10 protein-coding genes and 1 pseudogene are annotated in these 12,485 nt (G+C 66.3%); 8 read left to right on the top strand and 3 right to left on the bottom strand.

Annotation, left to right across the window (positions count from 1 at the left end; all coding sequences use genetic code 11):
* Nucleotides 1-32 precede the first annotated feature (32 nt).
* Nucleotides 33-1,139 (top strand): molybdopterin-binding protein, encoded by a 1,107-nt coding sequence (locus ABIA40_RS24585; RefSeq protein WP_271538653.1) that lies wholly within the window; start codon nucleotides 33-35, stop codon nucleotides 1,137-1,139.
* Nucleotides 1,140-1,152: 13 nt separating this feature from the next.
* Nucleotides 1,153-3,102: a molybdopterin biosynthesis protein gene (locus ABIA40_RS24580; protein ID WP_404543594.1), complete on the top strand. Its 1,950-nt coding sequence runs from the start codon at nucleotides 1,153-1,155 to the stop codon at nucleotides 3,100-3,102.
* Nucleotides 3,103-3,146: 44 nt separating this feature from the next.
* Here the strand turns inward: ABIA40_RS24580 and ABIA40_RS24575 are convergent, their stop codons facing one another.
* A complete protein-coding gene (locus ABIA40_RS24575; RefSeq protein ID WP_036011421.1) occupies nucleotides 3,147-3,377 on the bottom strand; it encodes a hypothetical protein in 231 nt (76 codons plus the stop codon).
* 110 nt (nucleotides 3,378-3,487) lie between these two features.
* On the opposite strand from ABIA40_RS24575, the gene ABIA40_RS24570 reads away from it, so the two are divergent.
* Nucleotides 3,488-3,787, top strand: a complete 300-nt coding sequence (locus ABIA40_RS24570) for a hypothetical protein (protein ID WP_404543592.1) — start codon at nucleotides 3,488-3,490, stop codon at nucleotides 3,785-3,787.
* A 5-nt stretch (nucleotides 3,788-3,792) separates the two neighbouring features.
* On the opposite strand, the gene mobA is transcribed toward ABIA40_RS24570, so the two are convergent.
* Both mobA and fdhD read right to left on the bottom strand, forming a co-directional pair.
* Nucleotides 3,793-4,449, bottom strand: coding sequence for a molybdenum cofactor guanylyltransferase MobA (mobA, locus tag ABIA40_RS24565; RefSeq protein WP_404543590.1), 657 nt, complete (start codon nucleotides 4,447-4,449; stop codon nucleotides 3,793-3,795).
* The gene (gene fdhD, locus ABIA40_RS24560; RefSeq protein WP_036026616.1) at nucleotides 4,430-5,320 is read right to left on the bottom strand and encodes a formate dehydrogenase accessory sulfurtransferase FdhD; all 891 of its coding nucleotides are present in this window, start codon (nucleotides 5,318-5,320) and stop codon (nucleotides 4,430-4,432) included. The genes mobA and fdhD overlap by 20 nt, the downstream gene beginning before the upstream one ends.
* 209 nt (nucleotides 5,321-5,529) lie before the next feature.
* Between fdhD and mobB the strand changes: the two genes are divergently transcribed.
* The 5 genes and pseudogenes from mobB (at nucleotide 5,530) to fdhF (ending at nucleotide 12,345) form a co-directional block, all read left to right on the top strand.
* Nucleotides 5,530-6,057, top strand: coding sequence for a molybdopterin-guanine dinucleotide biosynthesis protein B (gene mobB, locus ABIA40_RS24555; protein ID WP_036011416.1), 528 nt, complete (start codon nucleotides 5,530-5,532; stop codon nucleotides 6,055-6,057).
* A gap of 9 nt (nucleotides 6,058-6,066) precedes the next feature.
* Nucleotides 6,067-7,323 carry a gephyrin-like molybdotransferase Glp gene (gene glp / locus ABIA40_RS24550; RefSeq protein WP_404543589.1) on the top strand — a complete coding sequence of 419 codons (1,257 nt, stop codon included), beginning with the start codon at nucleotides 6,067-6,069 and terminating at the stop codon, nucleotides 7,321-7,323.
* Nucleotides 7,324-7,370: 47 nt separating this feature from the next.
* Entirely contained in the window at nucleotides 7,371-7,604 is a 234-nt protein-coding gene (locus ABIA40_RS24545) for a sulfurtransferase TusA family protein (protein WP_157285462.1), read from the top strand.
* Nucleotides 7,605-7,872: 268 nt separating this feature from the next.
* Nucleotides 7,873-9,580 (top strand): annotated as a pseudogene (locus tag ABIA40_RS24540) (NADH-ubiquinone oxidoreductase-F iron-sulfur binding region domain-containing protein).
* The gene (fdhF, locus tag ABIA40_RS24535) at nucleotides 9,577-12,345 is read left to right on the top strand and encodes a formate dehydrogenase subunit alpha (protein ID WP_157285464.1); all 2,769 of its coding nucleotides are present in this window, start codon (nucleotides 9,577-9,579) and stop codon (nucleotides 12,343-12,345) included. Before ABIA40_RS24540 ends, fdhF begins: the two are co-directional and overlap by 4 nt.
* Nucleotides 12,346-12,485: the final 140 nt, after the last annotated feature.

Below are 12,485 nucleotides of genomic sequence, written 5' to 3'. Positions count from 1 at the left end.
CCAAACCGGACGATGCATGGTCCTCATGGCGCATGACCCAGCGCCTGCCGCCTTCGCTCACGCCGCTCGACACCGCGCTCGCCGCGCTGCTGCGGGGCGTTGATCCCGTCGCGCCGGTGGAGGTGCCGCTGGCGGACGCAATCGGCTGCATCGCGGCGGGTGCGCCGCTGCTTGCCGCCTATCCTTCGCGGGACGTTGCGGCCGTCGACGGTTGGGCGCTATCTGCCAACGATCTCGTCGGGGCGTCCGCTTACTCGCCTGTGCCGCTGGCAATGGCCCCCTTATGGGTCGAGGCGGGTGAGGCGATGCCGGCGGGATGCGACTGCGTGCTCGATGTCGACGCCGTGGAGACGTCGGGGCCGCTTGCCCAGGTGCTTGCGGAGGGCGCGCCGGGGCAGGGTGTCAGGCGTGCAGGCCGCGACATCGCCGCGCGCAGGGCCGTGGGGGACGCCGGCCATCCCATCCGTGCGGCGGACCTGTTGCTGGCGCGTGTGGCGGGCGTGGAGAAACTCGCCGTAAGGCGGCCGCGGCTGCGCATCGTCAATGTGCCGGGTGGAACGGTTACAGCGCAGACGATTGCCGGGATCGCGCACACAGCGGGATTGGATGTGGAAACGCATCAAGCGCATGCACGCGATAAAGCGTCGATCGCCGATGCGCTCGATGCGTCCTCCTGCGATGTCCTGCTGACCATCGGCGGTAGCGGCGTCGGCCGCCAGGACGCCGCCATCGCCGCCCTCGCCGGGCGCGGCGAGGTGATGGCGCACGGCCTTGCGCTGCAGCCGGGGCGCACCGCTGCGGTCGGACGGCTGGGGCGGGTTCCCGTCGTCGCCTTGCCCGGCTCGCCCGATCATGCGCTTGCAGCTTGGCTTGCACTCGTGCTGCCGCTCGTCGACGGTTTGTCGGCGCGCCGGCCGCGTCGAAAAGTGTCGCTGCCGCTTGCGCGAAAAATCGCCTCCAGCGTCGGCATCACCGAGATCGCTTTGCTGGCTGAGGAACATCGCGCCTGGATGCCGCTTGCCGTGGGCGAATGGTCGCTTCAGGCCATCGCCCGTGCGGACGCATGGCTGCTCATCTCCGCCAGCGACGAGGGATTTGCGGCAGGTACATCGATCGATGCGTATCTGATGCGGGCGTGATAAGGGGTCTGGCATGACGATGATCCCGAAATCACCGGACCGCAGCGCGCTCGAGCAGGAGCAGTTCCTCAAGATCCTCTCGCGCGAGGAGGCCTTGGCGCGCTTCGAGGCGGCCTTGTTCCCGCGCGCGCTTCGCACCGAAATGCGGAAGCTCGCAGCCGGGCTGGGCGCGGCCCTTGCCGAAGATGTCACGGCGCCGATCGACGTGCCGCCGTTTGACCGCTCCAATGTCGACGGCTTTGCCGTGCGCTCCGCCGACCTCGCGGCGGCCGGGGAGGGCGCGCCCGTGCGCCTCGCGCTGAATGGCGAGACCATTCATTGCGGGACCGCGCCGACCCTGCAGGTGGCGGCTGGAACCGCAACGGCGATCGCCACCGGAGGTCCGTTGCCGCGCGGCGCCGATGCCGTGGTCATGGTCGAGCACACCCAGCCGGCCGGCCAGGATGCGATAGACGTCCGTCGCGCCGTCTCGCCGGGGCAATTCGTCTCGTATGCCGGCTCCGACATCGCGCGCGGCGAGGCGCTGCTGCGCGCCGGCACCATCATCGGCTCGCGCGAGATCGGTATGCTGGCGGCTTGCGGCATCGCCGAGGTGAGTATCGTGCGCAGGCCGCGGGTTGCCGTGATCTCCACCGGCGATGAGCTGGTTCAGCCCGGCGGAGTGCTCGCGCCTGCCGAGATCTACGATACCAATGGCGCCATCGTCGCGGCCTCGATCGACGAAAACGGGGGCGAGGCGGTCTTCCTCGGCGCCATTCCGGACGACGAACCCAGGCTCGAAGCCGCCATGCGCAACGCGCTTGCGGAAGCCGACATGCTGGTGCTGTCGGGCGGCACGTCGAAAGGCGCCGGCGATCTCTCTCATCGCATCATCGGCCGGCTCGGCGCACCCGGCATCATCGCCCATGGCGTCGCGCTCAAGCCCGGCAAGCCGTTGTGTCTTGCGGTGTGCGACGGCAAGCCCGTCGTGATCCTGCCGGGCTTTCCGACCTCGGCGATGTTCACCTTCCACGACATGATCGTGCCGGTGCTGCGCAGGATGGCCGGATTGCCGCCGCGCTCCGATGCCAAGGTGATCGCAACGGTGCCGGTGCGCATCGCCTCCGAGCTCGGCCGCACCGAATTCGTCATGGTCTCGCTGGTCGAGGGCATGGAGGGCCTCATCGCGTATCCCTCCGGCAAGGGGTCTGGTGCGATCACGTCCTTTGCTCAGGCGGACGGCTTTCTGCGCATCGACGCACTTGCCGACCAGATGCCGGCCGGCACGGAGACCGAGGTGACGCTGTTCACGCCGCATGTGCGCGTGCCGGATCTCGTCATCGTCGGCAGCCATTGCACCGGCCTCGATCTCGTCACCGCACAGCTCGCGCATGCTGGTCTCACCGTGCGCTCGATCGCGGTCGGCAGCCTCGGCGGGCTTGCAGCAGCCAAACGTGGCGAATGCGATCTCGCGCCGATCCACCTCTTCGACGACCGCAGCGAGACCTACAACACGCCCTATCTCGTCGAAGGTCTCGAGCTCGTGCCAGGCTGGCGGCGGATGCAGGGCATCGTCTTCCGCAAGGACGACAGACGTTTCGAAGGTCTTGGTGCAAAGGACGCCGTTGCGGCGGCGCTCGCTGATCCCGCCTGCATCATGGTCAACCGCAACCAGGGCGCCGGCACCCGCATCCTGATCGACCGGCTGCTCGGCGGCGCGCGGCCGGAAGGCTACTGGAACCAGCCGCGTTCGCACAATGCGGTCGCGGCGGCCGTCGCGCAGCACCGGGCCGATTGGGGCATGACCATTGCGCCGGTCGCCCACGCCGTCGGCCTCGGTTTCATTCCGCTGGCCGAAGAGCACTACGATTTCGCGCTGGTGAGTGCGCGAAAGCAACGATCGGCAGTGCAGGCTTTTCTCGACGCACTCGGCTCGAACGAGGTACGCGCGTCGCTCGCGCGAGCGGGCTTCCGGCCCGCATAGACGAGGGACCACGACGCGGCGTTCGACCCAGGAGAGGTCTACGGCTACGATGCCTGGTCGGTACGGCTGGCCGCCTGAGCGGCCTGCTCTCGCTTGCGCTCACGATCCTCGGCCTCGGCAAGCGCGCGCCGCGCGGCGGGCGGCAGCGGCTTTGGATCCGGCGGCACCTCGACGATGTCAGGCTTGCTCAGCTGCCTCGTGCGATCGATCGTCTCGGAGAGATCGAAGACGAAATCGACGAATTCGAAGATCGTATTCAAGAGAGGGGCGGCCATGGCTTCGTCCGGGGAATGTCCAGACCTGTGGTCGCTCCCGTTCCAGGTCCGGTTCAAGACGTCATGAACTTGGCGGGCCGCCGCAGCGACCAAGGAACATGAGCCAGGTCATGACCGCATCGACGCGCCTCAATTTCCGCAAGATCGCTACTCTCGTCGCGGCGGCCGGCACGCTGTTCTGGCTCTACACCTTCCATTACATCGCGAATGTCCCGCCCGGGGACGGCAGCGGCTTTCAATGGCTCGCGGTGTTTCCGCTGGGCATGGTCTTCGGGGCGTTCTTCCTGCCGGCCTGGGTGCTGGTTGCGATCGGCCGTTTGCCGCGCTTCACCACTGCCGTCGGCATTTGCGGCCTGATCGCCTTCGCGATCATCTGGGCGCAGCTCCTCAACGAGTTTCCGAAATCATAGAGTCGCTAGGATGCGGCATCCAGCGCCGCCAGCCGCTCGGCCTCGGCAATGTCCTCGACCGTGTTGGCATTGAAGAACGGATCGAGCGGCTCGTTCGGCCAGGTCACCGTTGCGAGCGGATAACGCGCGGTCCAGCGGTCGATCTTGCGGAGGTCTTCGTCCACGAGCGCGTGGCGCAGCTCCTCGCGCAAGGCGACGCGCCACAGGCCGATCACCGGATGCGACTGCTCGCCTGAGGCTGCGACCGCAAGCTGCGCATTCTCACGCGCGCGCGCCTCATGCAGCTGCGCGACGAGGTCGCGCGGCAGGAACGGGCAGTCGCCGGCGGCGCTGAGCACCCATTCGATCTGCGGCCGGTTCGCCGCGGCCCAGTCGAGCGCCGCGAGGATGCCGGCGAGGGGACCGGGGAAGCCGGGCACGTCGTCGGCGACGACCTGCAAGCCGAACGCGGCAAAGCGGGCGGGATCGCCGTTGGCATTGAGAATCAGTCCGCTGCACTGGGGCGAAAGGCGCGCGATCACGCGTTCCAGAATGGTGCGGCCGCCGATGGTGCGCATCGGCTTGTCGCCGCCCCCCATGCGCCGCGCGAGCCCACCGGCGAGCAGCACGCCGAGAGTCGGCGGAACACGCGCCGCGGACAGGTCAGTCGTCACCGCCTTCACCCTTGCGCTTGTGCTTGGCCGATTCCTCTTCGACATAAGCGAGGTTCTGGTCGTAGACGATGCGCTCTTCGCCTGCGAGCACGATGAAGCGCTTGCCGCGGGTGCGTCCGACCAGCGTCAACCCAACCTGCCTTGCGAGATCGACACCCCAGGCAGTGAAGCCGGAGCGCGACACCAGGATCGGAATGCCCATGCGCACCGTCTTGATCACCATCTCCGAGGTGAGGCGTCCCGTGGTGTAGAGGATCTTGTCGGACGCGTCGACGCCGTGGCGGTACATCCAGCCCGCGATCTTGTCGACGGCGTTGTGGCGGCCGACATCCTCGGTGTAGCAGAGCGGGGTGCCTTCCTTGCACAGCACACAGCCGTGGATCGCGCCGGCCTCCAGATAAAGCGAGGGCATGGTGTTGATGGTCTGCGTCATCTGGTAGAGCCAGGAGGTGCGCAGCTCCGCCTTGGGCAGCGCGACGCTCTCGACCGCCTCCAAGAGGTCGCCGAAGGCGGTGCCCTGCGCGCAGCCGGAGGTCTGCGTGCGCTTCTTCAGCTTGGCTTCGAAATTGGTGTGGTGTGAGGTGCGCACGACGACCACCTGGAGGTCGTCGTCGTACTCGACCTCGGTGACCACGTCGTTATATTTCAGCATGTTCTGGTTCAGCAGATAGCCGAGCGCCAGATATTCCGGATAGTCGCCGATCGTCATCATGGTGACGATCTCCTGCGCGTTCAGATAGAGCGTCAGCGGCCGCTCCATCGGCACCTTGATCTCGACCCTGGCGCCGGTCTGGTCGGTGCCGGTCACGCTCTGGGTCAGGCGCGGGTCGTCCGGATTGGGGACGATCAGGGGCACCGGGGCTTTGTCGATCTTCATCATGGCGGCGAGGTTAGCATGACATTCGGGTCAAGCCGATATAAGCATGGCGGGGAGAGAGCGAAATGCCGCCTTGTCGTCATTGCGAGCGCAGCGAAGCAATCCAGGATCTTTCCGCAGCGGCAGTCTGGATTGCTTCGCTCCGCTCGCAATGACGGGGAGGGGATGGTGGTTCCATCGGCGAGCGCTGGTTGCTGGAAAAGAGAGCTGGAATGAAAGTCATCGGCCTTGCAGGCTGGAGCGGTGCGGGCAAGACCACGCTGTTGACGCGGCTGATCCCGCATTTCAACGCGCAGGGCCTGCGCGTCTCCGTGATCAAGCATGCGCATCACCAGTTCGACGTCGACGTGCCCGGCAAGGATTCCTGGCGCCATCGCGAGGCCGGCGCGGCGGAGGTTCTGGTGGCCTCGTCGAAACGCTGGGCGCTGATGCATGAGCTGCGCGGGGCGGCGGAGCCGCGGCTGCCGGAGCTGCTCGACAAGCTCTCTGCGGTCGATCTCGTCGTGGTCGAGGGATTCAAGCGCGAGCCGCACCGCAAGATCGAGGTGCATCGTGCCGCCAACGGCAAGCCGCTGCTGTTTCCGGACGATCCCGGAATTGCCGGGATTGCGACCGACGTCGCGATTGACACGAGGCTCCCGACTGTCCATCTCGACGATATCGAAGGCGCCGCGGCATTGATGCTACGGGCGGCGATGCCGGTCGAGGAAGCGGTAGCAAGAAGCGCCGCGACACGCTGACGAGGCACCATGGCGCAACTGTCGGACGATTGCTTTGCCTTTGGCGGCCCGATGATGTCGGTCGACGAAGCCGTCGACCTCATCACGACGCGCGTCAACGCCATCGTCGATCTCGAGACGGTGGCGCTGGTCGATGCCGACGGGCGCGTGCTCGCGCGCGATGTGGCCGCGCCTTTGCCGCTGCCGCCGTTCACCAACTCCGCCGTCGACGGTTACGCCGTGCGCAACGCCGACCTTCCGGCAAGCGCAGAGCAGGCCTTCCCGCTTGACGGCCGCATCCAGGCCGGCGGCCTTGCGCAAGCGCCGATCAAGCCCGGCCACACCGCGCGCATCTTCACCGGCGCGCCGATGCCGCCGGATGCGGAGACCGTCTTCATGCAGGAGGACGTCCGCATCGATGCTTCAGGCAGGATCGTGCTGCCGCCGGGGCTGAAGCCCGGCGCAAATGTGCGGCCTGCAGGCGAGGACATTCCCCAAGGTCAGGTCGCGCTGCGCGCCGGCCAGCGCCTGCGGCCGCAGCATGTCGCCCTTGCCGCCGCGTTCGGCCTGGCGAAGCTCGACGTCGTCAGGCGCATCCGTGTCGCCGTGTTCTCGACCGGCGACGAGCTCGCCTCGCCCGGCGAGCCGCGCGCCGCCTCGCAATTGTTCGATTCCAATCGCTTCATGCTGATGGCGATGCTGCGGCGGCTCGGCTGCGAGGTCAGCGATCTCGGCATTCTGCGCGATGAGCGAGCGTCGCTGGCGTGCGGCCTGAAGCAGGTCGCAGGCGACCATGACCTGATCCTCACCACTGGAGGCGTCTCGACCGGCGAGGAGGATCACGTCAAGGCGGCGGTGGAGAGCATCGGCTCGCTGGTGCTGTGGCGGATGGCGATCAAGCCCGGTCGTCCCGTGGCGATGGGCATCATCGACGGCACACCGCTGATCGGACTGCCCGGCAATCCCGTCGCGAGCTTCGTGACATTCGTCCACGTGGTGCGCCCGACGGTGTTGGCGCTGGCGGGCGCCTTGCCGGAGCCGCTCTTGCCGATCCCGCTGCGCGCGGCGTTCACCTACAAGAAGAAGTCCGGCCGGCGTGAATATGTGCGCGCCTCGCTGCGGCGCGCGCAGGACGGCGGGCTCGAGGCGATCAAGTTCCCGCGCGAAGGGGCAGGGCTCCTATCCTCGCTGGTCGAGACCGATGGCCTCGTCGAACTCGGCGAGGACATCACGAATGTCGAGCCGGGGCAGGACGTCGGCTTCCTGCCCTATGCCAGCCTGATCTGACGCCTCCTGCCGTTGACGCAGCCGCTCCGCCTCGCCATGGTGCGGCCATGACCAGGACGACACTCGATCTCACCGGGCTGAAATGCCCGTTGCCGGCCCTCAAGACGCGCAAGGCGCTCAAGCCGCTCAAGGCAGGGGACCAGCTCGAAGTTCACTGCACCGATCCACTCTCGGTGATCGATATTCCCAATCTGATCCGCGAGACCGGCGACAAGGTCGAGATCACCGAGCGCAACGAGGCGCGCATCGTGTTCCTGGTCGAAAAGAGCGACGCCCGGTAGAAAGGCGAATGTTCACGGCGGCGGCCTTTGCGCTCCCGCCGCGCCTCAAGCGAAGTCGATAGGACTTCGCTATCGCAGCATGAGACGCCTTTATTGATCTCCCGGCCAATTCGGGCTTGGCTCGGCCTTGCTCAAGAACGCAGGGCCGTGCTGGGCTCCGTTGAGCCGTGCAGCGTAACCACTTCCGCCAGCGTGATAATTTTCTTGGCATCTGGCATGCCAAGGGATAGAAGTGGAGTCCTGATAAGGACGAGATCGAGACGAAGCGATGAGCCATGAGGACGTGCACAAGGTCCGCTCCTTCGAGCATCCCGGTGAGGGACGCCGACGCGCCAAGGCGACTCCCAAGGGGCGGCAGGTCGATCCCACGGCCGCGCACGAGATCGAGCTGTTGCTCGGCGACAGGCCGCGACGACGCGATCTGTTGATCGAATATCTGCACCTGATCCAGGACAAGTATCACCAGATCTCGGCGGCGCATCTGGCCGCACTCGCCGACGAGATGAAGCTCGCCTTCGCCGAGGTGTTCGAGACGGCGACCTTCTACGCCGCATTTCGACGTGGTGAAGGAAGGCGAGCCCGACATACCCCCGCTGACGATCCGCGTCTGCGATTCGCTCACCTGCGCGATGCTTGGCGGCGAGAACCTGCTCGAAGATCTACAGAGCGCGTCAGGTCCCGGCATCCGCGTCGTGCGCGCGCCCTGCGTCGGCCGCTGCGACACAGCGCCGGCCGCCGAGGTCGGGCACAATTTCGTCGACCACGCGACCGTCGCCGATGTGATGGCGGCGGCAAAGGTCGGCGATACTCATACGCATCTGCCCAAGTATACCGAGTACGATTCCTACGTTGCCGGTGGCGGCTACAAGCTGCTCAATCGTCTGCGCTCCGGCGAATTGTCGAAGGACGATCTCCTGAAAGCGCTCGACGACGCTTCGCTGCGCGGCCTTGGCGGCGCCGGCTTCCCCACCGGGCGCAAATGGCGCGCCGTGCTCGGCGAGCCCGGACCGCGGCTGATGGCGATCAACGGCGACGAGGGTGAGCCCGGCACGTTCAAGGACCGCTATTACCTCGAAACCGATCCGCATCGCTTCATCGAGGGCATGCTGATCGGCGCCCACGTGGTGCAGGCATCCGACGTCTATATCTATCTGCGCGACGAATATCCGGCCTCGCGCGAGATCCTCCAGCGCGAGATCGCCAAGCTTCCGCCGGGCGGCCCGACGCTGCATCTGCGGCGCGGCGCCGGCGCTTACATCTGCGGCGAGGAATCCTCGCTGCTGGAGAGCATCGAGGGCAAGCGCGGCCTGCCCCGGCACAAGCCGCCTTACCCGTTCCAGGTTGGCCTGTTCGGCCTGCCGACGCTGATCAACAATATCGAGACGCTGTGGTGGGTGCGCGACATCGTCGAGAAGGGTGCCGATTGGTGGAAGGGCCATGGCCGCCACGAGCGTCACGGCCTGCGCAGCTTCTCGGTCTCGGGCCGCGTCAAGAATCCCGGCATGAAGCTCGCGCCCGCGGGCATCACCGTGCGCGAGCTGATCGAGGAATATTGCGGCGGCATGGCCGACGGCCACCAGTTCTACGCCTATCTGCCGGGCGGTGCGTCTGGCGGCATTTTGCCTGCAGCGATGGACGACATCCCGCTCGATTTCGGCACGCTGGAGAAATACGGCTGCTTCATCGGCTCGGCTGCGATCGTGATCCTGTCGCACAAGGACAGCGTGCGGTCGGCCGCACTGAACCTGATGAAGTTCTTCGAGGACGAGAGCTGCGGCCAGTGCACGCCGTGCCGCGTCGGCACCCAGAAGGCGGCGCTGCTGATGCAAAGGCCGGTCTGGAACCGTGCCTTGCTGGAAGAATTGAGCCAGGCGATGCGCGATGCCTCGATCTGCGGGCTCGGACAGGCGGCATCGAATCCGCTGTCTTCCGTGATCAAATATTTCCCTGACGAGTTCAAGGAAGCGGCCGAATGACCAAGATTACGTTCGAACTCGATGGCAAGCAGGTCGAGGCCAAGCCCGGCGAGACGATCTGGCAGGTCGCAAAGCGGCAGGGCCGCGACATTCCGCACCTCTGCTATTCGCCGGCGCCGGACTATCGCCCCGACGGCAATTGCCGCGCCTGCATGGTCGAGATCGAGGGCGAGCGCGTGCTCGCCGCATCCTGCAAGCGCACGCCGTCGGTCGGCATGAAGGTGAAGACCGAGAGCGCCCGCGCGACTGCTGCGCAAAAAATGGTGATGGAGCTGCTCGTCGCCGACCAGCCGGCGCGCGAGACCAGCCACGATCCGGATTCGAAGTTCTGGCATTGGGCCGAGACTACTGGCGTCACCGAGAGCCGCTTTCCCGCCGCCGAGCGCTGGGCCACCGATGCCAGCCATCCGGCGATGCGCGTCAATCTCGATGCCTGCATCCAGTGCGGCCTCTGCGTGCGCGCCTGCCGCGAGGTCCAGGTCAACGACGTCATCGGCATGGCCTACCGCAATGCCGGCGCCAAGATCGTATTCGACTTCGACGACCCCATGGGCGAGTCGACCTGCGTTGCCTGCGGCGAATGCGTGCAGGCCTGCCCGACCGGCGCCTTGATGCCGGCCGTGATGCTCGACGACAAGCAGACGCGCGTCACCTATGCCGACAAGAAGGTCGATTCGCTCTGCCCGTTCTGCGGCGTCGGCTGCCAGGTCACCTATGAGGTCAAGGACGAGAAGGTGATCTATGCGGAAGGCCGCGACGGCCCCGCCAATCACAATCGCCTCTGTGTGAAGGGGCGCTTCGGCTTCGACTACATCCACCATCCGCATCGCCTAACGAAGCCGCTGGTGCGGCTGCCGAACGCGAAGAAGGACGCCAACGACCAGGTCGATCCGGCGAATCCGTTCACGCATTTCCGCGAGGCGAGCTGGGAGGAAGCGCTCGACATCGCCGCCAAGGGCCTCGTCAAGATCCGCGACGAGAAGGGCGTGAAAGCGCTGGCCGGCTTCGGTTCGGCCAAGGGCTCGAACGAAGAGGCCTATCTGTTCCAGAAGCTGGTGCGCACCGGCTTCGGCTCCAACAACGTCGACCACTGCACGCGTCTTTGTCACGCTTCGTCGGTGGCGGCGCTGTTCGAAGGCCTCAGCTCGGGCGCGGTGTCGGCACCGTTCTCTGCTGCCATGGACGCCGAGGTCATCATCGTGATCGGCGCCAATCCGACGGTGAACCATCCGGTTGCGGCGACGTTCATCAAGAACGCGGTCAAGCAGAACGGCGCAAAACTGTTCGTGATGGATCCGCGCCGGCAGTCGCTGTCGCGGCATGCGACCAAGCATCTGCAGTTCAAGCCGGGGTCCGACGTCGCCATGCTGAACGCGATGATCAACACGATCATCACCGAAGGCCTGACCGACGACCAGTACATCGCCGGCTACACCGAGGGTTTTGAGGACCTCAAGGAGAAGATCAAGGAGTTCACGCCGGAGAAGATGGAGCCGATCTGCGGCATCCCCGCGCAGACCTTGCGCGAGGTGGCGCGCACCTATGCGCGCGCGAAATCGTCGATCATCTTCTGGGGTATGGGCATCAGCCAGCACGTCCATGGCACCGACAATGCACGCTGCCTGATTGCGCTCGCGCTGATCACCGGTCAGGTCGGCCGTCCCGGCACCGGCCTGCATCCGCTGCGCGGCCAGAACAACGTGCAGGGCGCTTCCGATGCCGGCCTGATCCCGATGTTCCTGCCGGACTACCAGCCGGTCGGCCGCGACGATCTGCGCGGCAGTTTCGAAAAGCTCTGGCAGCAGGATCTCGATCCCGTCCGCGGCCTGACCGTGGTCGAAATCATGAACGCGATCCATGCCGGCGAGATCACGGGCATGTATATCGAGGGCGAGAATCCCGCGATGTCCGATCCCGATCTGCAGCACGCGCGCCAGGCGCTCGCAATGCTCGATCATCTCGTGGTGCAGGACCTCTTCGTCACCGAGACTGCGTTCCACGCCGACGTGATCCTGCCGGCCTCGGCCTTCGCCGAGAAGGACGGCTCCTTCACCAACACCGACCGCCGCGTGCAGCTGGCGCGTCAGGTGATCAAGCCGCCCGGCGATGCGCGCCAGGATCTCTGGATCATCCAGGAGATCGGCAAGCGCATGGGCCTGCCGTGGAACTATGCCGGACCCGGCGACGTCTTCACCGAGATGGCAGAGCTGATGCCGTCGCTGAAGAACATCACCTGGGAGCGGCTGGTGCGCGAAGGCGCGGTGACCTATCCGGTCGACGATCCGAACAAGCCCGGCAACGAGATCATCTTCACCACGGGCTTCCCGACCGCGAGCGGCCGCGGCAAGATCGTGCCGGCCAAGGTCATCCCGCCGGACGAGATTCCCGACGACGAATATCCGATGGTGCTCTCGACCGGCCGCGTGCTGGAGCACTGGCACACCGGCTCGATGACGCGCCGCGCCCAGGTGCTCGACCAGATCGAGCCCGAGGCGGTCGCGTTCATGTCGCCAAAGGACATGCGCAAGAAGAAGCTGGTGCCCGGCGATTTCATTCGCCTGGAGACCCGCCGCGGCGCCGTCGAGGTCAAGGTCCGCTCAGACCGCGACGTGCCGGAGAACATGGTGTTCATGCCGTTCTGCTACGCCGAGGCGGCGGCGAACCTGCTCACCAACCCGGCGCTGGACCCGTTCGGCAAGATCCCGGAGTTCAAGTTCTGCGCAGCGCGGGCCGAGCGCGCCGAGATGCGGGACGCCGCGGAATAAGGGGATGCCTCGTCATCGCGCACGAGGCTTGCCACAAAACGGGTGTCATTCCCCGCGACGGCGGGGAATCCAGTACACCGCGGCCTTTCGGTTCAATCGCAGACGTCGCGGAATACTGGATCGCCCGGTCAAGCCGGGCG

Origin of the sequence: Bradyrhizobium sp. USDA 223, from assembly GCF_044909005.1 — a bacterium.
GTDB classification, from domain to species: Bacteria; Pseudomonadota; Alphaproteobacteria; order Rhizobiales; family Xanthobacteraceae; genus Bradyrhizobium; species Bradyrhizobium yuanmingense.
This window is presented reverse-complemented; position numbering and strand designations above follow the sequence as displayed.